At 51.6% G+C, this 23,653-nt stretch carries 22 protein-coding genes; 9 read left to right on the plus strand and 13 right to left on the minus strand.

What is annotated here, in order from left to right; all coding sequences use genetic code 11:
• The first annotated feature begins 66 nt into the window (after positions 1-66).
• The 3 genes from JWG39_RS01830 to JWG39_RS01840 all read left to right on the plus strand — a co-directional run bounded on the left by JWG39_RS01830 (position 67) and on the right by JWG39_RS01840 (position 3,970).
• On the plus strand, positions 67-2,241 hold the full coding sequence (locus JWG39_RS01830; RefSeq protein ID WP_205217647.1) for an ATP-dependent helicase: 2,175 nt from the start codon (positions 67-69) through the stop codon (positions 2,239-2,241).
• Between the two features lie 104 nt (positions 2,242-2,345).
• Positions 2,346-3,638 carry a bifunctional folylpolyglutamate synthase/dihydrofolate synthase gene (locus tag JWG39_RS01835; RefSeq protein ID WP_205217648.1) on the plus strand — a complete coding sequence of 431 codons (1,293 nt, stop codon included), beginning with the start codon at positions 2,346-2,348 and terminating at the stop codon, positions 3,636-3,638.
• Positions 3,635-3,970 (plus strand): HNH endonuclease, encoded by a 336-nt coding sequence (locus JWG39_RS01840; RefSeq protein ID WP_338032166.1) that lies wholly within the window; start codon positions 3,635-3,637, stop codon positions 3,968-3,970. The genes JWG39_RS01835 and JWG39_RS01840 overlap by 4 nt, the downstream gene beginning before the upstream one ends.
• Before the next feature lie 259 nt (positions 3,971-4,229).
• Here the strand turns inward: JWG39_RS01840 and JWG39_RS01845 are convergent, their stop codons facing one another.
• From JWG39_RS01845 to JWG39_RS01880, 8 genes are all read right to left on the minus strand, one after another.
• Positions 4,230-4,592: a nucleoside hydrolase gene (locus JWG39_RS01845; protein WP_205217649.1), complete on the minus strand. Its 363-nt coding sequence runs from the start codon at positions 4,590-4,592 to the stop codon at positions 4,230-4,232.
• Between the two features lie 11 nt (positions 4,593-4,603).
• Positions 4,604-4,933 carry a hypothetical protein gene (locus JWG39_RS01850; RefSeq protein ID WP_205217650.1) on the minus strand — a complete coding sequence of 110 codons (330 nt, stop codon included), beginning with the start codon at positions 4,931-4,933 and terminating at the stop codon, positions 4,604-4,606.
• Positions 4,934-5,864: 931 nt separating this feature from the next.
• The gene (locus tag JWG39_RS01855) at positions 5,865-6,014 is read right to left on the minus strand and encodes a hypothetical protein (protein ID WP_205217651.1); all 150 of its coding nucleotides are present in this window, start codon (positions 6,012-6,014) and stop codon (positions 5,865-5,867) included.
• Positions 6,015-6,170: 156 nt separating this feature from the next.
• Positions 6,171-6,497, minus strand: coding sequence for a hypothetical protein (locus JWG39_RS01860; protein WP_205217652.1), 327 nt, complete (start codon positions 6,495-6,497; stop codon positions 6,171-6,173).
• A gap of 76 nt (positions 6,498-6,573) precedes the next feature.
• The gene (locus JWG39_RS01865; RefSeq protein ID WP_205217653.1) at positions 6,574-7,335 is read right to left on the minus strand and encodes an amino acid ABC transporter ATP-binding protein; all 762 of its coding nucleotides are present in this window, start codon (positions 7,333-7,335) and stop codon (positions 6,574-6,576) included.
• Positions 7,332-7,940 (minus strand): HDIG domain-containing metalloprotein, encoded by a 609-nt coding sequence (locus tag JWG39_RS01870; RefSeq protein ID WP_205217654.1) that lies wholly within the window; start codon positions 7,938-7,940, stop codon positions 7,332-7,334. The genes JWG39_RS01865 and JWG39_RS01870 overlap by 4 nt, the downstream gene beginning before the upstream one ends.
• On the minus strand, positions 7,937-8,974 hold the full coding sequence (gene hemE / locus JWG39_RS01875) for a uroporphyrinogen decarboxylase (RefSeq protein WP_205217655.1): 1,038 nt from the start codon (positions 8,972-8,974) through the stop codon (positions 7,937-7,939). The genes JWG39_RS01870 and hemE overlap by 4 nt, the downstream gene beginning before the upstream one ends.
• Positions 8,975-8,997: 23 nt before the next feature.
• Positions 8,998-10,062, minus strand: a complete 1,065-nt coding sequence (locus JWG39_RS01880; protein WP_205217656.1) for a radical SAM/SPASM domain-containing protein — start codon at positions 10,060-10,062, stop codon at positions 8,998-9,000.
• Between the two features lie 1,053 nt (positions 10,063-11,115).
• Between JWG39_RS01880 and hisD the strand changes: the two genes are divergently transcribed.
• The 5 genes from hisD to JWG39_RS01905 all read left to right on the plus strand — a co-directional run bounded on the left by hisD (position 11,116) and on the right by JWG39_RS01905 (position 16,063).
• Entirely contained in the window at positions 11,116-12,426 is a 1,311-nt protein-coding gene (gene hisD, locus JWG39_RS01885) for a histidinol dehydrogenase (protein WP_205217657.1), read from the plus strand.
• The gene (rsmG, locus tag JWG39_RS01890) at positions 12,419-13,084 is read left to right on the plus strand and encodes a 16S rRNA (guanine(527)-N(7))-methyltransferase RsmG (protein ID WP_205217658.1); all 666 of its coding nucleotides are present in this window, start codon (positions 12,419-12,421) and stop codon (positions 13,082-13,084) included. The genes hisD and rsmG overlap by 8 nt, the downstream gene beginning before the upstream one ends.
• A gap of 16 nt (positions 13,085-13,100) precedes the next feature.
• Entirely contained in the window at positions 13,101-14,177 is a 1,077-nt protein-coding gene (gene leuB / locus JWG39_RS01895) for a 3-isopropylmalate dehydrogenase (RefSeq protein ID WP_205217659.1), read from the plus strand.
• Positions 14,178-14,245: 68 nt separating this feature from the next.
• Complete coding sequence (locus tag JWG39_RS01900) at positions 14,246-15,163, plus strand: ribose-phosphate diphosphokinase (protein WP_205217660.1); 918 nt, start codon at positions 14,246-14,248, stop codon at positions 15,161-15,163.
• Positions 15,164-15,202: 39 nt separating this feature from the next.
• Positions 15,203-16,063 (plus strand): MlaA family lipoprotein, encoded by an 861-nt coding sequence (locus JWG39_RS01905; protein WP_205217661.1) that lies wholly within the window; start codon positions 15,203-15,205, stop codon positions 16,061-16,063.
• Positions 16,064-16,254: 191 nt separating this feature from the next.
• Here the strand turns inward: JWG39_RS01905 and JWG39_RS01910 are convergent, their stop codons facing one another.
• Positions 16,255-17,472 carry an anaerobic sulfatase maturase gene (locus JWG39_RS01910; RefSeq protein WP_205217662.1) on the minus strand — a complete coding sequence of 406 codons (1,218 nt, stop codon included), beginning with the start codon at positions 17,470-17,472 and terminating at the stop codon, positions 16,255-16,257.
• A 140-nt stretch (positions 17,473-17,612) separates the two neighbouring features.
• Positions 17,613-19,403 carry a sulfatase family protein gene (locus JWG39_RS01915; protein ID WP_205217663.1) on the minus strand — a complete coding sequence of 597 codons (1,791 nt, stop codon included), beginning with the start codon at positions 19,401-19,403 and terminating at the stop codon, positions 17,613-17,615.
• A gap of 225 nt (positions 19,404-19,628) precedes the next feature.
• Here JWG39_RS01915 and JWG39_RS01920 point away from each other — a divergent pair, with 225 nt between their 5' ends.
• Positions 19,629-19,799 (plus strand): hypothetical protein, encoded by a 171-nt coding sequence (locus JWG39_RS01920; RefSeq protein ID WP_205217664.1) that lies wholly within the window; start codon positions 19,629-19,631, stop codon positions 19,797-19,799.
• Between the two features lie 257 nt (positions 19,800-20,056).
• Here JWG39_RS01920 and JWG39_RS01925 read toward each other — a convergent pair whose 3' ends face one another.
• The 3 genes from JWG39_RS01925 to lysS form a co-directional block, all read right to left on the minus strand.
• The gene (locus tag JWG39_RS01925) at positions 20,057-20,722 is read right to left on the minus strand and encodes an ABC transporter ATP-binding protein (RefSeq protein WP_205217665.1); all 666 of its coding nucleotides are present in this window, start codon (positions 20,720-20,722) and stop codon (positions 20,057-20,059) included.
• Positions 20,719-21,945 carry a lipoprotein-releasing ABC transporter permease subunit gene (locus JWG39_RS01930; protein ID WP_205217666.1) on the minus strand — a complete coding sequence of 409 codons (1,227 nt, stop codon included), beginning with the start codon at positions 21,943-21,945 and terminating at the stop codon, positions 20,719-20,721. The genes JWG39_RS01925 and JWG39_RS01930 overlap by 4 nt, the downstream gene beginning before the upstream one ends.
• Positions 21,946-22,045: 100 nt before the next feature.
• Positions 22,046-23,548, minus strand: coding sequence for a lysine--tRNA ligase (lysS, locus tag JWG39_RS01935; RefSeq protein WP_205217667.1), 1,503 nt, complete (start codon positions 23,546-23,548; stop codon positions 22,046-22,048).
• Positions 23,549-23,653 lie beyond the last annotated feature (105 nt).

The following is a 23,653-nucleotide window of genomic DNA, read 5'->3' on the forward strand; positions in this document are numbered from 1 at the left end:
TAAAGGGCGGTCGTGTTTTGTCAACGCCGTTGCGGGGGGTCCCTCTGCTGTGGTAGAGTGGCGACCATGAATAATGATCCCTTTGCTCCCATGTCTCCGTCCGTTTCCAGTCTCAATCTCGCAGATCTCAATGAGCCTCAGCGCGAGGCTGTCACTGCCACCGAAGGACCTGTACTGGTCATTGCCGGTGCTGGAAGCGGTAAGACTCGAACCCTTGTCTATCGCGTTGCTCACCTCGTCAATCAGGGTGTTCCCCCGGAGTCCCTTCTTCTGCTCACTTTCACCCGTAAGGCCAGCGAAGAGATGCTCTGGCGTGCAGGACATCTCCTTGGCGGTGACTGCAGGCGGGTGGTTGGCGGAACCTTCCACAGTGTCGCCAATATGCTGCTGCGGCGATTTGGTTCTTCTCTCGGTTTCAGCTCTTCCTTTACCATCATTGACCGCGCTGACGCTGAGGGGATTGTTAATCTGCTGAAGTCCTCACTTGGTATCGGCAAGAAGGAAAAGCGTTTCCCAACAAAGCGGGCTGTTATCAATATGATAAGCGGATCTGTGAACAAAGCCCTCGACCTTGAGAGTCTGGTGGAAGAGCAGTATTCTCATCTGCTTGATCATCTTGATGATCTCCTCTCCCTTGCCAGACATTACAAAGAGTTCAAGTTCAATCATGGTCTCATGGATTACGATGACCTGCTGGTCAACTGGAAGCGGTTGCTGGAGGAGTCTGTAGAAGTGCGGCAGAGAGTTTCAGAGCGTTTTTCTCACATTATGGTGGATGAGTATCAGGACACCAACCTGATTCAGGCCGATATCGTCCGAGGCATGGCACTGAGTCACGATAATGTCATGGTGGTGGGAGATGACTCCCAGTCCATTTATTCTTTCCGTGGTGCCGATTTTTACAACATCATGCGCTTTCCCAAAATCTTTTCCGGTACGAAAATGATCAAGCTGGAGGAGAATTATCGCTCAACTCAGCCCATTCTCTCCCTTACCAACAACATTATTGAGCAGGCGACAGAAAAATATACCAAGTCTCTTTTTTCTCGTATCGAAGGGGATATAAAGCCAAAGGTCTATGCCGGACGCGATGAGCGGGAAGAGGCGGGCTGGATTGTAAAGAGGATACAGCAATTAGTGAGCGAAGGGGTGCCACGCCATGATATTGCCGTGCTCTTCCGTTCCGGGTTTCATTCCTATAAACTGGAAATTGAGCTGACCTCAGCGCAGTTTGAATATGAGAAAAGAGGCGGGATGAAACTGACGGAGTCCGCCCATATCAAAGATATGATTGCTTTCCTGCGGGTGTTGGTGAACCGCGACGATACCCTCTCCTGGAACCGTATCCTGCTGCAGCTCGAAGGAGTGGGGCCGACCACCGCGCAGAAAATAACCGCTGCGGTTTCAACCTCGGAGGAGTGGTTAAAGACATTGCAGTCGTTGAAGCCCGGCAGCAAATGGGCTCCGAGCTGGAAGAAACTGGTCAAACTTTTTGAGGACCTTACCTCGGGTGAACAGCAGCCCGGTCGCCTGTATGAGCTTGCAAGAGCATACTATCAGCCTGTTTTTGAGAGACTTTATGCAGATGATTATCCCAAAAGACAGAAAGATCTCGACCAGGTGAAAGCTCTGCTGGATGACTATACTGATCTGCAGAGTTTCATCGATGATACCACCCTTGATCCTCCGGAAGAGGGAAGGGGAGAGCAGGAGAGTGATCGGATTGTGCTCTCCACCATCCACTCTTCCAAGGGCCTTGAATTTGAGGCCGTGTTTGTTATTGGCCTTGCCGAGGGGCGTTTCCCCCATGCCTCCGCCGGGTACGGTGAGCAGCTTGAGGAGGAACGCCGTCTGCTCTATGTGGCCGCCACCCGGGCAAAGAAATATCTCTACCTCACCTACCCGCGTAAACTGATGACCCAGGATCGCCAGTGGCACCGTTCCGGCATGTCGCCGTTTCTGGTAGAGCTCTCCCCCCGTCTGTATGAGCGGGCAGACGGTATGGCTGTACCGGAAGGATTCCAGGCCGGGGAACCTCTCCGTGAGCGGTCCATGCCCCTGCATAAAAAGGGGGCGAAGCTGAAAAAGAAAGACCTCTCTGTGGGACAGCGGGTCAGTCACCCCTTTTTTGGTGAGGGGAGTGTGACGATGATCGGTGAGGGGAAGTCAATTGAGGTCTTTTTTGACCGCCACGGACTGAAGGCACTCCATCTTGATTACGCCCGTCTTACTCTGGTATGATTGGCCATATACGAAACATGTACCTCCGGTAAATTTTCTTCTGTACCTCGAATATAAACGAAATACAACGTTCTTCAAAATCCCCTTATCCTGTTATTTTCTCTATGAATTATTCAGATGTCTGTGCATACCTTGATGTCCTGCAGATGCATAAAATCAAACTCGGCCTGGAGGCCATGCAGGCTTTCCTCCGGCAGGTCGGAAATCCGGAGGCGAAACTGCAGATTGTCCATCTGGCCGGGACCAATGGCAAGGGCACTGTCTGTGCTGCACTGCATGAGATTCTCAGTCGGGCGCACTATAAAGTGGGTGTTTACACCTCTCCTCATCTCAGTTCTCCCCGGGAGCGTTTTCGTGTGGGGCGTGATTTTATCAGTGAAGAGGATTTTGCGCGTCTCGGCAGCCACATTATTGCGGTGCTGGACGGAGAACAGATTACCTGGTTTGAATTTACCACTGCTCTCGCTTTCCTCTGGTTTGAGGAACAGGGGACAGATATCGTGATGATGGAGACCGGTATGGGGGGACGGCTGGATGCCACCAATGTCGTGCGGCCACTGGTTTCGGTAATTACTTCCATCAGTATGGATCACGAAGCCTGGCTCGGTAATACTCTGGCCACTATTGCGGGAGAAAAAGCGGGTATCATTAAAGAGCGGGTACCGGTAATCAGTGGCGCTGCCGGGGAGGCTGCGGTGGTAATTGCCTCTGCAGCACAAGAAAAAGATGCCCCGTTCTATCAGCTTCATCATGATTTTGACTTCGCTTGTGCTGACAATGGCAGCTGGAGCTGGCAGGGGAAAGGGTTACCCGGGGAACGGCAATACTCGGTTCTGCACTCGCAGAGCCCCAGCCTTGTTCAGCAGGAGAACGAATCTCTTGCTGTCGCGGTGGTGCAGGTGCTGGAGTTGTACGGCTTTCGTGTCGCCGACAGCGACATCATCTCCGGACTTGCGGCGCTGAAGTGGCCGGGACGGATGGAATTTTTCACTGTGGTTCGCAATGGACGTACACTGTCTTTTCTACTTGATGGTGCCCACAATCCGGCAGGGGTGGCAAATCTTGCCGCCACCCTTACAGCGCATTTTCCTGGCAGACGACTCGCCCTGTGGGGAAGCATGGCGGACAAGGATCTCGGCACGATGCTGCACTGCATTGCGCCGCTCTTTGACGAGATGGTGTTTACCCGGCCCCACGGAGAGCGGTCTGCAGAGCCGGAAGCGATCGTTGAATTTCTCTTGCCGGAAGATAAGCCGCGTGCATACTGCGAACGTCACCCTGCAGAGGCTCTTGAACGGGTCTGTGCTTCTGCGGGCAAAGATGATTTGATCGTGGTCGCGGGTTCGCTTTATCTGATTGGAGCAATAAGGCCAATGCTTGTGGGAGAAATTGTGTGAGTCGAAAACGGCGCAGGGAGAAGCCGATGGATTTCGGCTGGATGGATTTCGATGCCCCGGATGAGCGGATAATCCGTGCCGAACGGGATAAGGCACGTGCTTTGCGCAAGACGCGCTGGTGGCAGCAGAAGACGGCTGACGGGCGCTGTTCTTACTGCCATCGGGAGGTTGGTTTTGACAACCTGACCATGGACCATGTGCTGCCCCTGTCACGCGGTGGCCGTTCCACAAAGGAAAATATCGTCGCCTGCTGCGCGGAGTGCAATAAGCTGAAGCGATCGATGATGCCCATTGCGTGGGATGAATATTGTGAACAGTTTCAAGAGAAATAAAGGGATCCTGAATAATGGGTGCCTTGAATAATCTTGTATTTCGTTCATATTCAAGGCACCTGAGAAAATTTACCGGAGCTATATGTTTGATATCGGAGTCTGGCGCTTACCTGCGAGGATAAATTTTTGACTGTAACGAAGAAGATGGGCGAAAGACTGATTATTCAAGGTTCCCTTATGGTTTTTTCAGTAATAATTCGTGTTTATTCGTGTCCATTCGTGGTTCCTTTTGTCGTTTGTAACCATGATAGGAATGGTATTATTTCGTCGATGCTTTAACCAGGCGGGGGGTCCAGAAAATTTGTCTCTGCTCGGCAAGTTCATCGCGGATCTCTCGTCCGCTGTATTCACGAACCTGGTCAAGATAGCCTGTGCGCATGGCTTTTATGCTCACGGTATCTTCGTTCTCAAGCTGTTCCTTCTTTATGATCTCAGTGACATTCAACGGGGTGACTCCGAGATATATCCAGTGCGACTGCCCCTGACGATAGACAACATGGGCCCCTTCGGGGTCTGTATGAATATTGAGCTTCACGGAGTATTGGGAGGCGCAGCCGCCCGTCAGCAGTATGGCACAGAGGCTGGATGCGAGCAGCAGATTACGTATAAATGATTTTTTCATTGCGTTTCTCCTTACTCTTTTTTGAGTTCGACTTTTACATCAATGGGCTGGGCCAGAGCATCTGTTCTGCTGTCGTGACGGCGGTTAATCCAGAAAGAAGTTATGCGGTCAAGATAGCCAGGTTTTTGCAGTTGAATGGTTATCTGTTCAGCGGTATCGGATTTGCCGGGAAAAGAAATCTTTGCCGGAGTGACACCGAGATGGCTGTTGTCCTTGAGGTTTATGATTTCTGCCCCTTCGGGGATGCTGTAGATATTCGCTGCGCCATATTGTGTTCCGCCACATCCGGCGAGAAACAGTGCTGCCGTTGCAGGAATCAGCAGTTTTACGATTTTGTTCATAATTATCTCCTGAATAAATAAGAAATACAGTTTCCTTGAAAAACAGCGCAGATGTTAGCCAGTTCTCACTGAGAACGCAATAGAATTACGATGTTTTTAGGGGGTTTAAACGGTTTTCTCCTGTATTCGGGGACCTCCGATTTTCCCCTGGTGTTTTGTTCTTTATAAGGGGAAATATCAATTGTGACAAAAGAATGCACTGTGACAGAGGCTTTCGGAGAAAATAACATAACTTCTCAAAAAAACGCGGAAAACACAAAATAATAACGATATCAGTAATTTACGTATTGGACAGATTTTTTTCACCGCGAAGAACGCGAAGAAAGACAAAAAACCTGTAAGAACAAGGGGCTAATCGAAATTAAAACGGGAAAAAAGGAAGAAGGGAGGCAGGAAAGAGAGAACCTCTCCTGCTTGTTTTGTGGCTGTCTTGAATAATCAGTCTTTCGCCCATCTTCTTCGTTACAGTCAAAAATTTATCCTCGGAGGTACATACCAGACTCCAGGTAAGCGCTAGACTCCGTGATCAAAACTATACCATTTACATTTTGTATTGGCGGATTCAAAGGCAGGGGCGGGAAAAGGGAGAAAGGAGACGGGAGGCAGGAAAAAGCAAAAAATTTCCGTAGAGACGAGCAATTTGGGTGTCTCCAGTACAACGGACGCTTCTACCATGAGCTCAATTTTACATCCTGTTTATCCTTTTGTAATCGCCAAAAAAGATATCCACGCAGTTGCGTTCTCTGGTCAGTAAAAAATGTGATTGGTATGATACCGGTGATAAACCGTAAGCCGGTATACGTACCTTCACGAAATTCTTTTCAAAAAAACACGAAAATAATTTCTAAGGTACTCACAGGTCCGCGGTACAATTTCCTCCAGTACCTTGAAGGAACGAATGCAGCTGTTTCAAGGCACCCTGTACTCTCTGCTAATACAAAGATTCAGCATGTTTTCCAGATTTGAAAAGATTGTAATCAAGAATTATTTTAAACCATTTAATGATCCACAGATCCCATCCCGCGCGTTTTTTCTTTTCCGCAGGGCATTTTTCATTCTCTTCATTTTTATTCTGTTTCATTGTTCTTCTCCAGTTCCAGATGGGCGATTAAAATCCTCTAAAAAGTATAGCAGGATCAGCCAGAATTGCACAGGAAAACCCTTCATGGGGATATCGAATAATCCGTCTTGCACCCGGCTTCTTCGTTACAGGTTCCCTGCAGTCAAAAAATGGATGTCAACTCAGCATAAGCCAGACACCAACCACTGCCAGTAATACTCCGGAGATGCGGTTGAGCAGGGTGCAGCCTCCTTTTTTGCCGAGGAAGGAACGCAGTTTGCGCCCGCGCTGTCGGCAGAGCTGCAGTCCAGGGCAGATCAGCCATGCGTCGCCTGCCAGTTTGAGAATGGAGAATATTTCCGGAGAGCGCAACATGATTGTTGCCGCCCCGGCCAGAGAACAGACCGAGACAAGCATTACCCCGGTCAACTCGCCCCAGAACATCCAGAAGGTACGGCGCAGTCCAACGGTCATGCCCAGGGTAAGGGCACAAGAGTCATGCACATTCCCGGTGTCAGGGAAACAGCGATAAAGGTGGGAATGAACAGGGTAAGCAGAGGGAGGCTCGGCATGTCTCGGCTCAAACAAGGATCTGATTCAAAAATTCCCTCGTCCGTCTGTGACGGGGATGATCAAAAAACTCCTCGGGCGGGGCCGCTTCAAGAATTTCTCCCGCATCCATGAAGATCACCCGGTGTGCCACCTTGCGGGCGAATCCCATCTCATGACTGACCACCAGCATGGTCATACCGCTTTCCGCCAGCCTTATCATAACCTCGAGGACCTCTTTTACCATCTCCGGATCAAGCGCGGAGGTGGGCTCGTCGAAAAGCATCATCTTCGGTTCCATGCAGAGACTGCGGGCAATGGCGACCCGCTGCTGCTGCCCGCCGGAGAGCTGGCCGGGAAACTTGTGCGCCTGTTCAGCGATGTGTACTTTCTCAAGGTAGTGCATGGCTGTTGCCTCTGCTTCTTTTTTCGGCGTCTTGCGGGTGTAGATCGGACCGAGAGTGAGATTGTCAAGAATAGAGAGGTGGGGAAAGAGGTTGAAGTTCTGAAAGACCATGCCTACTTCAGTACGCACCCGCTCAATATCCTGCATATTGTCGGTGAGCTCAATGTCATCAACCACGATGCGGCCACTCTGGTGTTCCTCAAGGTGGTTGATGCAGCGGATCAGAGTCGATTTCCCCGAGCCGGACGGCCCGCAGATAACGAGCCGTTCGCCGGGACAGACGGAGAGATTAATTTCTTTGAGAACGTGAAACGATCCATACCACTTGTTCATGCCTTCAATCTGGATGATCGGGGTGTCGTTATTGCAGGGAGGAAGGGGCGTCATGGAATGTCCTGAGCTGTAAGGCCGAAGTCGTCGGTAGAGGGCTGGAGATGGCTGGAAAGTTCCTCCGGTGGAAAATCAATATGGGAAAAGAATCTTTTTTCCAGGGTGAAGCCGGTCTCAAAATTGGCCCTGATACGTTTGATGCGGTACGGATCATCTCTGCTGTAGCGCTCAAGAATATAGGCAAGGCGCTGATTGAGGGTGACCACTTCATGGTGATTAACGCGTTTGTCGGAGTAGAAGACCAGTTCTTTTGCTCCGAAGACTCCGCGTTGATATGCCTCGTCGTCAAAATGCTTCAGCAGAACGTGCTCTTCAACAATTTTAGCCAGTTCCGGCCAGCCGTGCTGCTGACAGATCTCCATCCCCACAACGGCGTGTGGTCTGTTGTCGTTGAGGCAGAGACTCTTGGCGATGTCATGCATCAGTGCGCCGATTATCACAACCCTTTTCTCCGGCAGATTCTCCGGGGGCAGGGCAGAGGAGAGATTGTCGTAGAGTGTCTCTGCCACCCGGGTCACCATTATGGAGTGTTCCCGGATGTTGTCGAGCATGGAGTATTGATCGAAACACTGAAAACACTCTTTGAGTTCTGGCAGTTTCATTTCTGGCTCAGTTCATGGACGGCATCAATCATTATCTTCGCCTGTTTCGGCGGAGTGAACTGATTGATACCGTGGCCGAGGTTGAAGATGTGTCCCTTTGCCATCGCCGCATCTTTCAACAGTTTTCCCACCCTGGCACGCAGTTTTTCCTTCGACAGCAGCAGGGCGAAGGGATCAAGATTACCCTGAATGGCACAGTCACCGATACGGGCAATGGCGTCGGCGATGTTGATACGCCAGTCGATGCCAATGACGTCGGCACCCGAACTGACGGAAAGCTCAAGCAGGGTGGAGCCATTGTTGGCGAAATAGATCACCGGTACTTCTTTTCCCTCAGGAAAGTCGTCTGCTTTCAAGGCGGCAATGATCTGAGTTACATAAGGCAGCGCATATTCAGCAAAATCGACAGGCCCGAGGACTCCGGCCCAGGAATCAAACAGTTGCACAGCCTGAGCTCCCGCGCGGATCTGCTCTTTAAGGTAGAGGATGGTTGCTTCGGTGATCTTTTCCATCAAAGCATGATATACCCCGGGTTTGGTGAAAATGAGTTTCTTGGTTGCCCAGAAGATTTTGGAGCTGCCACCCTCAATGAGATAAGTTGCGCAGGTGAAGGGTGCTCCGGCAAAGCCGATCAATGGTACCTGCAGTTCCCTGCGAAGCAGGCGGATGGTCTCCATGACGAAATCCATCTGCGTTGCCGGATCAGGAATCCGCAGCTTCTCCACAGCTTTACTGTCGCGGATAGTGTGCAGGAATACCGGCCCATGGTTCTCATGAAATTCCAGAGGTACGCCCATCTGCTCCATGAGAATAAGAATATCGGAAAAGAGGATGGCCGCGTCTACCCCGAGAATATCTACGGGTTGCAGGGTGGCCTCTACGCAAAGCTCGGAATTTTTACACAGCTCCAGGAAGGAAAGATTTTTGCGAATCGCCTGGTATTCCGGCAGATATCGTCCGGCCTGGCGCATCATCCAGACAGGTGTAAAACTGGTTGATTCACCTCGACAGGCGCGAAGAAAGGTGTCATTCATGGCAGACTCTTATTGTTGTTGATTCATTTAGTGCGCATTGTACGCGGAATATAGTTGCAGAAGGGTTCCCCTGCAAGGAAGTCTCCGGTCATGGACCAGGCTCGTGCGCGGCAACCGCCACAGACGTTAATATATTCACATTGGCCGCAGTTATCTTTGTAGCTCTTGAAATCGCGAAGCTGATTGAAAAGTTCCGAATCTTCCCAGATCTGTTTAAACGGTATTTTAAAGATGTTGCCGGCGGACAGGGGAAAATAGCTGCAGGGCTGTACTTCGCCGTCTACATCAATCAGGCAGATAAGCTGTCCGGCAAGGCATCCCTTGGAGCCGCCGGTGGAAAATTCAAGGTTGCGCCGCTGGACCTTCTCGCCTGCCTCTTTTGCCTTCTCACGGATGATGCGGTAGTAGTGCGGAGCGCAGGTCGGGCGCATCAGCAAGTCGTCTTCCTTTTTCTCAGTTTCGTAGTGCCATTCAAGAATCTCGTCGTATACCTCGGTGGGGATGAGCTCATCCATTACATCTTCACCGCGCCCTGTGGGGACGATCATGAACATATACCATGCAGTGGCACCGAGTTTTTTCACCATACGATAGATATCCGGGATCTCTTCTCGGTTGCGCATTGTGAAAGAAGAGTTGATCAGGAAGGGAATCTTATGCTCATTGAAGAGTCGAACGGCGTTCATTGTTCCCGCAAAAGCTCCCTCCTGATTACGGAAATTATCGTGGGTGGTGGCGTTGGAACCGTCGATGCTCATGGAGACCATCTTGATGCCGCTCTCTTTAATGTTACGGCAGGTCTCCGGGGTTACCAGTGTTCCGTTGGTGGCGAGACACATGCGTAATCCCTTTTGGGTTCCGTAACTGGCAATATCGAAGACATCGGGGCGAAGCAGTGGTTCACCGCCGGAGAGAACAAGTACCGGCGAGGCGTAGGAGACAATGTCATCGATAACCGCCTTTGCCTGGTCGAAAGAGAAGTCGGGATGTCCCACCACGGCCATTTCCGAAGAGGAGCGGCAGTGAACACATTTAAGGTTGCATCGGCGGGTAATTTCCCAGGCGATCCATTTTGGTTCAAATTTCATGATATTCCTTATTTGAGACCCTGCCCGGCTCCTGTTGCCCGCCCGGTTGTCGGTCCTGTCTGATTTTTTAATCTGTGGAAAATTTCCAGGGAACTTTGAATAATCAGTCTTTCGCCCATCTTCTTTGTTACAGTTAAAAATTTATCCTCGCAGGTAAGCGCCAGACTCCGATATCAAATATATAGCTCCGGTAAATTTTCTCCTGTGCCTTGAATATGAACGAAATACAAGATTATTCAAGACACCCTTTAGTGTTTTTCTTAACATTTGTATCAAATACTTCGATAACAATACCCCATCATTGCAAATTCTTAAATGTACAAAGTGCAGCGGGTTGACGGAAGGGTCCCGGAAGAGTGAATAACCACGGGTAAATTCTTGATGAATCGTATGGAAATGACAGAGATTTTCTGCAATAAAAAAAAGATAATCAGCTTTCTCCCGGAAGTTATACCATTTACATTTTGTAGTGGCGGATTCAAAGACAGGGGGACGGAAAAAGGGAGAAAGGAGACAGGAAAAAGCAAAAGGAACCACGAATGGACACCAATAAACACGAATTATTACTGAAAGATGAGGTTTATCAGATTGTGGGCTGCGCCATGGAGGTGCTGAACAGGTCAGGCCATGGATTACTGGAAAAACCATAAGAGAATGCCCTTGAGGTTGAATTCGATCTGTTATAATGCTTTTGGTAAACCACGGAAGACACGGAAAGCACGGAATATTACTCATTCGTAATCGCCAAAAAAGATCTCCACACAATCGCGTTCTCTGGTCAGTAAAAAATGTAATTGTATTATGCCCTTTAAATTTTTTTGCCTTTATTCGCATGTTTAGGGCTTTCCTTTGGCAAAAAGTTTTTCGATGTTCCGTCTTTTGCTTTTCCCTGTCTCTCGTCCCCCTGCCTCCTGTCTCCCTTTTTGTCTTTGTCTGTTTTCTCTCGTTTCTGCCGGTCCCCGGGGTCTCTTTCTAAATTAAAAGAAATATCGTATAGTGGCGGCTGTATTATCTTTGCCGTGGAATTTGGAATTGAAAAGGAGACAATTTATTATGCTGATTACACCTGTAAAACTGGGAACGGATGAGGGCAATGCCGTCCTCGAAAAAATTTTGGATCGCTTTCAGCTCGCCGATGCCGACTGTGCCGGTTCGGTGGCGAAAATTATAAAAAATGTTGCCGGGCAGGGTGATGAGGCGCTGGTGGATTATGGCCGCAGATTTGACTGCCCCGGGCTCACTGTAGAAAATTTACAGGTGACCGGCGAGGAGCTGCGTGCCGCCTATAATGAAGTGGACGAGAAAACTCTCGGTTCAATCAAGGCTGCGGTGGAGCGCATCTGGAATTTTCACGAACGTGAAATGGAGGACTCCTGGCTGCAGACCCGCGATGACGGCACAGTGGTCGGACGTCTGGTTCGTCCGGTGGACTCTGCAGGACTTTATGTTCCTGGTGGAACCGGTGGCTCTACGCCCCTGGTCTCTTCAGTGTTGATGAACGGAATCCCCGCTTCCATCGCTGGCGTGCGCAGACGGGTTATGGTTACCCCTCCGGGACGCGATGGTAAAGTCAGCCCTTTCCTGCTCGTAGCGGCCCAGGAGATCGGCATCAGCGATATCTATCGTGCCGGTTCGGCCTGGGGGATCGCTGCGCTGGCGTATGGCACGGAGAGCATTCCAAAGGTGGATGTCATCGTCGGGCCAGGCAATCAATTTGTTGCCGAGGCAAAGAAGCAGGTTTCCGGTATGGTGCGTATTGATATGATCGCCGGTCCGTCAGAAGTTCTGATCGTGGCTGATGCCAATGCCGTTCCCGCCCATCTGGCGGCTGATATGCTTGCCCAGGCGGAACACGATCCCCAGGCGCTGGCTCTTCTGCTGACCACCGATGAAACGCTGCCGGAGAAGGTGCTCGCCGAGCTGGAGAAACAGCTTCCGTTGCTTTCCCGTGAAAAAATTGCCCGTACCTCTCTCACCGAGCGGGGTGCGATGATGATTGTCAAAGATCTTGAGGAGGCCATACGGTTGGCCAACGATATCGCCAGTGAGCATCTTGAGCTTGATATCGTCAACCCCTGGGAGCAGATTCCCTTTATACGTCACGCTGGAGCCATCTTTCTCGGTGCTAATACTCCGGAGGCGGCGGGAGATTATTTCGCCGGTCCCAACCATGTGCTGCCGACCATGGGCACAGCTCGTTTTGCCTCGTCCCTCGGGGTGGAAACCTTTTTGAAAAAGTGTTCCATCATCAGTTACTCACGACAGGCAATTGAGAACGACGCCGAAGATATCATGCGTCTCGCCCACCTTGAAGGGCTCGACGCGCACGCCAATTCCGTTAACGTTCGTCTGAACCATGACTGAGAGCAGACTCCTGCTGGAGAAGGGGCTCAGCAGCCTTGGCAGCGCGTACGCCCCTGCACCGGAACGACTGGCTCTGCTTGAAAACTACTGTGCGGAGCTGCTGAAGTGGCGCGGCCGTATCAATCTCGTTGCCAAAACGGCCAGCGTTGAGGATATTGTGGAGAAGCACTTTCTCGACTCCCTTACGCTGCTGCCGGAGCTGACGGGCAATTGCCACCTGCTCGACATTGGCACCGGAGCGGGCTTTCCCGGCCTCGTCTGCCGGACGGCCATGCCGACGCTGGGCTTGACTCTGGTTGAGCCCCGTCAGAAACGGGTCAATTTTCTGCGCCACGTTATCCGCACCCTCGGCCTCTCGCAAGAGGGCGCACCGCTGGTTGTTCGCGAGGAGCGGCTGGAGGCGGATTCTCCGCTCACCGCAGAGAAATTCAGCCATATTACCTGCCGGGCGGTTACCGATGTCGGCTCCTTTCTTGAGCTGGTTACCGCCTTTCAGGATGCAACTCTGCTGCTGATGAAGGGGCCAAAATGGAAAGAGGAGTTGAAGGCTGCCTCTGTTATTATGGAAAAGAATTCTTATCGTCTTAAAGACGTTCGGAAAATTATTCTGCCATTCTCGAAGGCAGAGCGTTTTGTACTCACAATTTTACATACTTGAAAAAGGAGTTGCGGTTATGAAGAAGGTAGCAGTGCTGGCTGGAGATGGAATCGGGCCCGAAGTCATGGCAGAAGCAATCAAGGTGCTTGATGCGGCGCAGAAGAAGTTTGGTTTTGAGCTCAGTTATGAGTATGCCGATGTCGGCGGCTGCGCCATTGACAGCCACGGCGAGGCTCTGCCGCAGTCCACGCTTGATGTCTGTGAGAAGAGCGATGCTGTCCTCTTTGGCTCTGTCGGTGGACCGAAGTGGGAAAAACTGCCGCCTGCACAGCAGCCGGAACGTGCCGCGCTGTTGCCTCTGCGTAAACACTTCGACCTCTTCTGCAATTTCCGTCCCGCGAAGGTTTTTAAATCTCTTGCTGCAGCCTGTCCCCTGCGTCCCGATATCATCGCTGACGGTTTTGATCTTCTCTGCGTGCGTGAACTCACTTCCGGAATCTACTTCGGGACTCCCAAAGGCCGGGAAGGCTCTGGTGCCGATGAATACGCCTACGATACAATGGGGTACAAACGCAGCGAGATTGAACGCATTACCCGCATGGCCTTTGAAGCCGCGATGGTGCGCCGCAAAAAGGTTACCTCTGTTGATAAAGCCAACGTTCTTACCTGCATGGTCATGTGGCGGGAGATTGTCTGCGAGATCGCGAAAGAGTACCCCGAAGTGGAACTCAACCATCTCTATGTGGACAATACCACCATGCAGCTGGTGAAAAATCCCGGCCAGTTTGACGTTCTGCTCTGCGGGAACATGTTCGGTGATATTATCAGCGACGAGGCTGCAATGATTACCGGTTCCATGGGCCTGCTCGCATCTGCCTCCCTTAATAAAGAGAAGTTCGGTCTCTATGAGCCGGCCGGTGGTTCCGCGCCGGATATCGCCGGGCAGGGTATTGCCAACCCCATTGCCGAGATTCTCTCTGCGGCGATGATGCTGCGCTACAGCTTTGCAATGAATGATGTTGCCGAGGCAATTGAGGGCGCTGTCGCCCGTACTCTTGATGCCGGAATTCGCACTGCTGATCTTTTCGGCAGCGGGACCCCGGCAGGTACTGCTGCAATGGGAGATGCCATCGTCGCTGAACTGCTCAAGTAGGAAAAGGGCGGTGCCGGGTGGCAGGAGTAGCGCGGCACCGCACAATTCTATAAACAACGGGAAGAGCCATGCGAAAAAAAGAAGATGTTGTCCTTATAGCGGGAACTGCTTCTACCGATCTTGGTCAGTGTATCGCCGAGCGCCTGTGGATGCCTTTTACCAGGATGGAACGCAAACAGTTCGCCGACGGCGAATTCTGGCACGCCTTTCCTTTCTCCATTGAGGAGAAAGACCTTGTCATTATTGCTTCCACCCACAATGACAACTCCTTCCAGGAGTTGTTGGATCTCATTTCCGGCGGTCGTTTCTGGAACGCGCGCTCTATCAACGTCATTATTCCCTATCTTGGGTATTCCACCATGGAGCGGGCCAAACCGGGTATCTTTGAGATTCCCAAGGGAATCACCCGTACCCGGCAGATCTTCCATGCCCGACCGGATTATGTCGGTTTTGTCGATCTGCACAATGAGGCTGTACTGCACGCTCACAGCGGGTCCGTGAGCACGTATCACATCTGGACCGACGAAAGTTCGGCGAAGGCCATTGCCGGTCTCGGACTTGAAAATTATGTTCTCGTCTCACCGGACTATGGTTTCTCCAAACGGGTAGCCCGGCTGGCGAGTCTGCTCGGTTGTTCCCATACTGCCGCCGACAAGGATCGCTTCGACACCGACAAAACTATTGTCGGTCAGGTCTCCAGCGTGGTAAAGGGCAAGACGGCTATTATCTGTGATGACATGATCCGTACCGGCGGCTCCATCATCCAGACTGCTGAACGCTGTCTGCAGGCGGGGGCGAAAGATGTGTATGCCCACGCCACCCATCTGGTGATGGCAGGGGATGCGATAGAAAAATTTACCCGCAGCCCTGTTGTTAAGGTCATTGGTTCCGACACCTGGCCCGGCCGCAGGAGCGGCGGGATTCTTGAGGTATACCCCATTGCTCCATTGCTGGCAGAGGTGATTGAGTCCCATCTGCAGATTTGAGAGCCTTTAATAAAAAAACTGTTGAAACATAGAATACTTATGATACAGAAACGACTGCTGGCGGTTTTATTTCTGGCAATGTTCAGTCTTGCTTCTCCCTCAATTTCTTTTGCTGCCAATGCAAATATTCCCGATCTGCTCAGCGATGAAGATTCTGCAGGTGGAGAACATTGGAGTAATGCTCCCCCATGGGATGAAGACACGGGAAGTGGTGACGATTGGGGTGATGCGCCCTCATGGGATGAAGAGACTACTATTGATGAAGCCATGGGCTCTATCGCGGATCCGCTTGAGCCGATGAACCGGGTCTTCTATACGGTCAACGACAAGATGTATGTCTGGGTGCTGAGCCCGGTTTCCAAGGGATATGCGAAGGTTGTGCCGATTGGGCTGCGCACCGGTATTAACACCTTTTTTGAGAATCTCTATTCCCCGGTGCGCATGGTAAATGCTCTGCTGCAGGGGGATGTTGACAAGTCCGGCATTATTCTGGGACGTTTTGTCATCAACACGACGGCGGGTGTTCTCGGTCTGGCGGATGTGGCAGATCAGGAGTTTGGTCTGAAGAAACAGCGGGCGGATTTCGGGCAGACCCTTGGTGTCTGGGGAATAGGGAATGGATTCTACCTTTACTGGCCGCTGATAGGCCCCTCTTCGGCGCGTGATACGGTGGGGTTTGGCGTAGATGGCTTTTCCCGGCCCACCTTCTGGCTGATTGATGACTGGCTGGTCAGTGGGGAACTGGTTACCGCTGACAATCTCAACTTCCTCTCGCTTAATCCCCATTTCTATGATGAGTTTCGCAAGATGGCATTTGACCCCTATATCGCGACCCGTCAGGCTTACTTTGATTACCGCAATGCGCTTATTCGGAAGGGGAAGGCGGGGGATAACGATTAATACCATTTCTATTAAGTTGTGACCTCACTAAATGCTATTTTCACTTTCTCTTGGCGAATTTAAAGGCAGGGGGATGGGAGACAGGAGAAAGGAGACGGGAGACAGGGAAAAGCGAAAGACGGTAAAACATTTTTTACCGCGAAGAACGCGAAGGAAGGCGAAAAGCGAAAGACTGGATAAAATTGTCTACTTTAAGACGTGTGGTTTCCATCCATAATCAGTGAAGCAGGCTGGCGGGATCTCAGCAGCTGTGCCATCCGCTGCATGGCTTCTCCGCTGTGCCTGAAAAAATGTTTATAGCCGGCGCACAGGTAGTTCAGCCCCGGTTCTCCGTCCGGTGTCCAGGCAAATCGATTTTTGGGGCACTCTCCGTGACAGGCAAAGAGGACATCACAGGTGGTGCAACAGGTGGGCAGTGCCAGAGATTTGGCCAGTCCGAAGGCTTTTTGTCGTTCCCCGGTAAGCATGGTTTCCATATCCGTGGTCATGATGTTGCCGAGTTTTGTGGCCGGATAGACAAAATGGTCGCAGGCGTACATGTCCCCATTGTGTTCGAGAACTCCTGCCTGGCCGCAGTCAGGTGAATAATAACACACGACAGGCGGAGCTCCGAGGTGATTGGCCAGGGTGACGTCGAAAAGCTGCACGAATACTGTGCCCACATCATGGCGGACCCACTCGTCAAAGATGGTCGTGTAAAATGTACCAAAGTCTTCGGGGGATACACTCCACGGGGTAACCTCTATCCCGTAGTCTCCGCCTCCCCCCGGCGGGATATCCAGACTCAGGCCGAGACTCTGGGCTTCGGGACCGGGAATTCTTTCCACAAGGGGAATAAACTGTATGAACCCCTGGCTGATTTCCTTGAGAAATGCATAGGTTTCCAGAGGTCTTTTCGCGTTGGCATTGCTGATGGTTGTCAGGGTATTGAATTCTACACCGTGCCTGGACAACAGCGCCGCCGCCGCAATTACCGTATGCGCCGTGGGATTGTTCTGGTTGTCCCGACGGTACAGGTCATGAAGATCGGGCGGTCCGTCGATGCTCAGTCCCACAAGAATTTTGTTCCGGGTAAAGAATTCGCACCAGTTGTCGTTGATCAGTGTGCCGTTGGTCTGGATGGTGTTGGAAAAACGTCTTCCCCGGGCATAACGTTTTTCCAACCGGATCACCTTTTCAAAAAAATCAAGACCCAGGAGCAGAGGTTCCCCTCCCTGCCATGAAAAATCAGCACCGTTCGAACCATTGAGGGAAAAGTACTGGCTGATGAACGATTCCAGAACCGTATCCGGCATGACGAAGGTGGATACGTCAGGGTACAGGGAGACTTTTTCTTTGTAATAGCAATAGGAACATGAAAGGTTGCACAAGGGGCCGACAGGCTTGGCCATGACAGCAAAGAAGGGCATGGGGAGTGAGTTCCTGAAAGTTATCTGGTGGTTGTCAAGGATGGGGAGGGGCGAATTTTTTTATCTGGAATTTCAAGAGGCACGGCGTGCCGTGCCCCTGTACGAGAATGATTCTCTCTCAACAAACACCTGTTTGTTGATCAATCCCTGAAATCTGTCACCGCCCAATTGACATCGGGGTATCCCGGTAGTTGCTGTCCCTCGTCCTTGCCAACTTCGGCATCAATGAGCTCATTGAGCTTGTCGTTCATGGTCATGACCAGTTCCTTGTTTTTGGGAAGATGTATCGCAAGATTTTGCATTTCCCGGGGATCGTTGTGCAGGTCGTACAATTCCAGTTCGTTGTATTTGACCAGTTCTTTGTAGTCTCGGGGGGTGTTGTGTTCTACGGGAGAAAAATAGCGGGTAAATTTGTATCTGCCGTCAAATATGGTACGCATGGCCCCTCGTTTTTTAAGATCCGGTTTGATGTCCTGTTTTTTGAATTCCGCCTTTCCGCCACCCTCTGCCAGAACTTTGGCTGATTTCTCGATGAAGTCTGCATCTATGGTCATGAACATGTCGTAACAGTACAGGGCCCCGGGACGGATAGCGTCGAAGGTGACTGATGCTGGTTTTTTCAAAAGATCTGTTAGATTTTTTCCTGGAAGATCTTTGCCTGCTTCAGCTACTTTTTTGTGATCCATTCCGGTCATGGCCAGGATGGTGGGAACAAGATCCACATGAGAGGTTACAGCCCTGGTTTTTTGTCCGCCATCTATGCCAGGATGCATGACAAACAGTGGAAGATGGATATTTTCCTCGTAGGAAAAGGGTCCTTTACCTCGCAGGTGATGATCCCCCGCCATTTCTCCGTGATCCGCCGTAAAAATCACGATGGTATTCTCCATCATTCCCAACCGGTCGAGTTCTTCCAGAACATTGTTGATCTGCATATCTACATCTTTAAGACAATTCAGGTAATAGTCCCGGTACCGCTGCCAGTTCTGGTTTTTGTCCGGGATTTTTCCCAGCATGGCGTTCCAGCCCTTTTCATATTCGTAGTGAGCCCTGGGGCGACCTTTTTCCTGTACAGGCTGGTAGAGATTTTTCGGCAGGGGGAGATCAGGATGGGTTCTTTCGTATATGCTGTTTTTGGGGCCTGGTTTGATTTCGTTTAAGAGCGAACCATTATTCTGGACGGGAGTGCCCGGGGCATCGGTGTCAAAATACATAATGTCATGAGGATTGACCAGATTGACGCCCAGAAAAAAGGGCTGCTTTTTTTCTCCCAGCCTGGTACCCCTGGATCGGAGCCAGTCCACGGCATCGGCGGCAAAGGTGTTGTCATGGGTGTATCCGCCCTGAAGATGACCGTATTCATCCCCCCTGGCGTTATAATCCGAAAATCCGTAGGGTTCCATGGCATCGGTCTTGATTTTGCCACTGTCATCGGGCTCAACCTTGCGGCTCAGGTGTACCTTGCCTTTGTAGGCGGTATAATAGCCCAGTTCCCGCAACCGGTCGCCGATGGTGGGAATGTCCGTGGACATGTCTGGCTGCCAGGGACAGTTGGTGTTGTCGAACATGCCGGTTTTCTGGATATGCTGGCCCGTATAGATGACGGAACGTGAGGCTGTACACATGTTGGAGCAGGTGTAGTGGTTTTCAAAGCTGACACCTTCTTCCTGCATCTTTTCCCGGGCATGCAGTTCTGCACTTTGCGGATATGTTTCAAAGTAGCGTTCCTGGTCCGTGAGGATGAAAACAATATTGTACGGTCCTTTATGCGTACTTTTTGTTGCACGTTTTTTTCTGGACGGCGCAACGGACCCGGTTGTTGCGGCTAATGTGCTGCCTGCTCCCAAACCCGAGGCTGCAACCGCAAAAGCACCGGCGCCAGCAGCTTTGATGAATGTTCTGCGCGAAGTATTGTGATCGTCGTCAGGCATAACTCTCCCCTGCTGTGATGGTTGGCATATCCCCAAAGCTAAAGCGTTTGGAGTTCTTACTGTCACCGACAGTTTTCTTTTCGTTTTCACTGAACGAACAGGTCTTGCACCAATTACATTTTTACTGACCAGAGAACGCAACTGCGTGAACATCTTTTTGGGCGATTACGAATGGATAAACAGGATGTAATACCATTTCCATTTTGTATTGATTCATCACCATTGATGGAAAATCGGCACGGCGGTGGTTTCCCGCGATGTTGTTCTGTAGACAAGGCATGCCTTGTCTACACTGTGACGGGAAACGTAACGATAACAGTGGAATTACACAACCATTGGTGGGCTAAACTGGTAGTAATTCCCGGAATTATTAAGAGCAGATACAACCGCGATTGAGCCCCCAAATGAGGCATAACTTAATAGGAATGGTATAAATGGTTTCATTCAAAAAAATCTTTTTTCTCAAAGGTTTTTACGTTCTTTCGCGTGTGTAGTGTTTTTCGTCGGTTATCCAGTTTTTCGCGTTCCTTCGCGTTCTTCGCGGTAAAAAATGCCTTACCGCCTTTCGCTTTTTCCTGTCTCCCTTTTCCCGTCCCTGCTTTTGAATCCGCCAATACAAAGTGTAAATGGTAGTACACGAGTGTATTGTTCTATCAGACCAGCTTTCCTTCTTTCAGCGTGAGGCAGTGGTCCATGCGTCTCGCCAGCTCCCGGTTGTGGGTGACCATCACTGTGGTAAGTTTCTGCTCACGGCAGAGGCTGGCGAGCAGGTCGAAGACCAACTCGCCAGCACGTTCATCAAGATTACCGGTTGGTTCATCGGCCAGCAGTATTGCGGGTTCCATAATCAGGGCGCGCGCCAGTGCCGCGCGCTGCTGTTCTCCCCCGGAGAGTTCAGCCACCTTGTGATCACTGCGCTCGGAGAGCTCCACCCGGTCGAGCAGTGTCTCTGCCCGTTCACGCAGTTTGCGTTTGCTTCCACCTATAAGTCCAGGCATCATTACGTTTTCAAGGGCGGTAAAATCCGGCAGCAGATGGTGAAACTGGAAGATAAAGCCCACCTCTTTGTTGCGAAAAGCGGCCAGCTTGTCTGCCGGGCGTTTACTGAGAAGTTCATCCCGGAAATAGAGTTCGCCGCTGTCTGCCGTGTCAAGGGTGCCGAGAATTTGCAGCAGGGTGGTCTTGCCAGAACCGGAGGCGCCGATGATGGCGGTCATCTCACCAGCCTCTACGCTCAAACTTACCTCCCGCAGAACCTCGATGCGTCGCTCTTTCTCGCCATATCCCCGGCAGATTTTTTCCGCACGCAACAGGGTCATGAGAGTACCTCCGCCGGCTGTATCTGTGCCGCCTTCCACGAAGGGTAGAGGGTGGCGAGCAGAGTAATGAGAATCGAGGCACAGGCGATAATGGTGACATCCATCGGCAACACCTTGATGGGCAGAGTGGTCATGGGATAGACATTAGAGGGCAGTTCAATGAAGTGGTATTTCGACAGCAGCTTGCAGATGCCGAGACCGCCGAGCACCCCGAGCACCGTACCGGTCAGCCCGATGACCAGTCCCTGGAAGAAAAAGATCTTCATGATGGAGCGCGAGGTCGCCCCCATTGATTTGAGGATGGCGATATCGCGGTTCTTCTCCATCACCACCATTACAAGGGCACTGACGATATTCAGCGCGGCAACGAGGATGATCAGCGCCACGGCGATGAACATGCCGATTTTCTCCAGCTTGAAGGCGGCGAAGAGGTTGTAGTTCATCTTCATCCAGTCTTTGGCGGCCCAGCCCGGGCCGAGTTTCTTGACAATATCTTCGGCAATGCTGCCAGCGTTGTCAAGCTGGCTGTGCGCAACCTTCACTTCGATACCGTGGACGACGTTACCGAGGTCGAGGAAATTCTGGACCTGGCCCAGCGCCATGTAGGCGATGGTGGAGTCATATTCATACATGCCACTTTCAAAGATCCCCGAGACCTGGCAGGTCTTGATCCGGGGGATGACACCCATCGGTGTCAAGGGACCGGAGGGAGAGATCAGGCGCAGCTTTGAACCGACCTTTACCCGCAGGTCAGCGGCCAGTGCTTTGCCAAGAATGATGTTGGGTACCGCCACATCAGCGGGCTGGATGAGATCGGCGATACTGCCTTTTTTCATCTGTGTCGGCAGCCCAATGACACCCGCTGCGCTCTGCGGATCAAGTCCACGCAACACGACGCCGTTACCGCCCGAGGAAGAGCTGAGCAGGGTCTGGGTGTAGATATAGGGGGTGGCACCAACCACCTTGTCGGTGGAGAGCACCTGCTCCCGCACCGTTTCATAATTGTCAAAAGGACCGCGATAACTCTGTACGATGATATGCGAATTGAGGCCGAGAATCTGATCACGCAATCCCTCGGTGAAACCGGCATAGACAGCGAGAACGATGATGAGGGCGATCACCCCCACTGTAATCCCCGCCACCGAGATGAGGGAAATCAGGGATATGAAGCCATCTTTATGTTTGGCGCGCAGGTAACGGCGGCTGATAAACCATTCATACATAGCAGTTTGAGTGGGAAGGCTGGGGGAATACCCGTGGGGGCATGGTGCTGCGAAGAGGGGTCGTGTCGGGTTGCTGCAACCCCGTCTCCGCAGTGCGGGATCACTCCTGAACCTTGCTTTCCCTGTTCTCCGCCTTCAGATGCGGAAAGAGAATGACGTCGCGGATGGAGGGGGCGTCAGTGAGCAGCATGACCAGACGGTCAATGCCGATTCCCTCTCCTGCAGCCGACGGCATGCCATATTCAAGGGCACGGATGTAATCGTGGTCGAGTTCAGGATGAATTTCATCGTCGTCCCCGCGGTTGTCAATCTGGGCCTGGAAGCGTTGCTCCTGATCTACCGGGTCGTTGAGCTCAGAGAAGGCGTTGGCAAGCTCGCGCCCGGTAATAAAGAGCTCAAAGCGGTCGGTAATGTCAGGATTCTTCTCATTACGACGGGCCAGAGGGGAGACCTCCGCCGGATAGGAGGTGATGAAGGTCGGTTCGATCAGCTTCTCCTCCACGAGAAGTTCAAACAGCTCGGTGCGTGCCTTGCCGGGACCGGCATTTTCGGCCAGCTCAATGCCATGTTCAATGGCCAGAGCCTTCACCTTCTCATCGTCCTCAATGACAGCACGATCCAGCCCGGCGATTTCCACCAGTGAGTCGAGCATGGTCATCCGCCGCCAGGGCGGGGCGAGGTTGACCGGTGTTCCCTGATACTCAATCTGCATGGTGCCATTGACCTCATTGCAGACCTCGGAAAGCATCTTCTCAGTCAGTGCGCTCATATCTTCATAGGTGGCATAGGCCTGGTAAAACTCCAGCATGGTAAACTCGGGGTTGTGGCGGGTGGAGAGTCCCTCGTTGCGGAAGTTACGGTTGATCTCAAAGACTCGCTCAAAACCGCCGACCAGCAGACGCTTGAGGTAGAGTTCCGGCGCGACACGCAGATAGAGTGGCATCTCCAGAGCGTTGTGATACGTCTTGAAGGGTTTTGCGGTGGCACCACCGGGAACGGCGTGCATCATCGGCGTCTCCACTTCCATGAAGCCTTCCCGGGTGAGATAATCGCGAACAAGACGAATAATCTGAACTCGCTTGCGGAATGTCTCCCGGCTCTTTTCGGTGACGATGAGATCCACATAGCGCTGGCGGTAGCGGGTCTCGACATCGGAGAGGCCGTGCCATTTGTCGGGCAGGGGGCGCAGCGACTTGGAGATCATGACAATTTTCTGTGCCTGCAGGGACAGCTGCCCTACTCTGGTGCAGAAGAGGGTGCCCTCCACGCCGACAATATCGCCGATGTCCCACTTCTTAAAGGTCGCGTAGATCTCTTCGCCAACTATATCCCGCTTGATATAGCACTGAAACTGACCTGTGCGGTCGGTAATGGTGATAAAGGCAGCCTTGCCAAACTTGCGCATTGCCATAACACGTCCGGCAATGGAGTAGAGTGTACCGTTCTCGTCTTTCTGCTCCGCTTCAAGATGTTCACCTCTGGGAAGAAGATCGCTGATCTTGTTTGCGGGCGTAAAGCCGTTGGAATAGAGTTTCACGCCGAGATCGGCGAGCGCTTCTGCCTTTTCCCGCCGTTGGGCGAGAGTTTGATTTTCTTCACTCATGGGAAAGATATAAGAAATATTTCACAGGGGGCAGTGGCTGCTCCCCAAAAAAGCGGCGATGATCCGTCGCGCCGATGATATGACCAGCTCCACAGAAATACTAGA

It is taken from the genome of Desulforhopalus vacuolatus (assembly GCF_016918505.1).
GTDB classification, from domain to species: Bacteria; Desulfobacterota; Desulfobulbia; order Desulfobulbales; family Desulfocapsaceae; genus Desulforhopalus; species Desulforhopalus vacuolatus.

What these genes read in the sequence shown, in the direction of transcription:
- JWG39_RS01830 (WP_205217647.1), top strand. Translation starts at nt 67, where the DNA reads ATGAATAATGATCCCTTTGCTCCCATGTCTCCGTCCGTTTCCAGTCTC.
- JWG39_RS01835 (WP_205217648.1), top strand. Translation starts at nt 2,346, where the DNA reads ATGAATTATTCAGATGTCTGTGCATACCTTGATGTCCTGCAGATGCAT.
- JWG39_RS01845 (WP_205217649.1), bottom strand. Translation starts at nt 4,592, where the DNA reads ATGAAAAAATCATTTATACGTAATCTGCTGCTCGCATCCAGCCTCTGT.
- JWG39_RS01850 (WP_205217650.1), bottom strand. Translation starts at nt 4,933, where the DNA reads ATGAACAAAATCGTAAAACTGCTGATTCCTGCAACGGCAGCACTGTTT.
- JWG39_RS01855 (WP_205217651.1), bottom strand. Translation starts at nt 6,014, where the DNA reads ATGAAACAGAATAAAAATGAAGAGAATGAAAAATGCCCTGCGGAAAAG.
- JWG39_RS01865 (WP_205217653.1), bottom strand. Translation starts at nt 7,335, where the DNA reads ATGACGCCCCTTCCTCCCTGCAATAACGACACCCCGATCATCCAGATT.
- JWG39_RS01870 (WP_205217654.1), bottom strand. Translation starts at nt 7,940, where the DNA reads ATGAAACTGCCAGAACTCAAAGAGTGTTTTCAGTGTTTCGATCAATAC.
- hemE (WP_205217655.1), bottom strand. Translation starts at nt 8,974, where the DNA reads ATGAATGACACCTTTCTTCGCGCCTGTCGAGGTGAATCAACCAGTTTT.
- JWG39_RS01880 (WP_205217656.1), bottom strand. Translation starts at nt 10,062, where the DNA reads ATGAAATTTGAACCAAAATGGATCGCCTGGGAAATTACCCGCCGATGC.
- hisD (WP_205217657.1), top strand. Translation starts at nt 11,116, where the DNA reads ATGCTGATTACACCTGTAAAACTGGGAACGGATGAGGGCAATGCCGTC.
- rsmG (WP_205217658.1), top strand. Translation starts at nt 12,419, where the DNA reads ATGACTGAGAGCAGACTCCTGCTGGAGAAGGGGCTCAGCAGCCTTGGC.
- leuB (WP_205217659.1), top strand. Translation starts at nt 13,101, where the DNA reads ATGAAGAAGGTAGCAGTGCTGGCTGGAGATGGAATCGGGCCCGAAGTC.
- JWG39_RS01900 (WP_205217660.1), top strand. Translation starts at nt 14,246, where the DNA reads ATGCGAAAAAAAGAAGATGTTGTCCTTATAGCGGGAACTGCTTCTACC.
- JWG39_RS01905 (WP_205217661.1), top strand. Translation starts at nt 15,203, where the DNA reads ATGATACAGAAACGACTGCTGGCGGTTTTATTTCTGGCAATGTTCAGT.
- JWG39_RS01910 (WP_205217662.1), bottom strand. Translation starts at nt 17,472, where the DNA reads ATGCCCTTCTTTGCTGTCATGGCCAAGCCTGTCGGCCCCTTGTGCAAC.
- JWG39_RS01915 (WP_205217663.1), bottom strand. Translation starts at nt 19,403, where the DNA reads ATGCCTGACGACGATCACAATACTTCGCGCAGAACATTCATCAAAGCT.
- JWG39_RS01920 (WP_205217664.1), top strand. Translation starts at nt 19,629, where the DNA reads ATGGAAAATCGGCACGGCGGTGGTTTCCCGCGATGTTGTTCTGTAGAC.
- JWG39_RS01925 (WP_205217665.1), bottom strand. Translation starts at nt 20,722, where the DNA reads ATGACCCTGTTGCGTGCGGAAAAAATCTGCCGGGGATATGGCGAGAAA.
- JWG39_RS01930 (WP_205217666.1), bottom strand. Translation starts at nt 21,945, where the DNA reads ATGTATGAATGGTTTATCAGCCGCCGTTACCTGCGCGCCAAACATAAA.
- lysS (WP_205217667.1), bottom strand. Translation starts at nt 23,548, where the DNA reads ATGAGTGAAGAAAATCAAACTCTCGCCCAACGGCGGGAAAAGGCAGAA.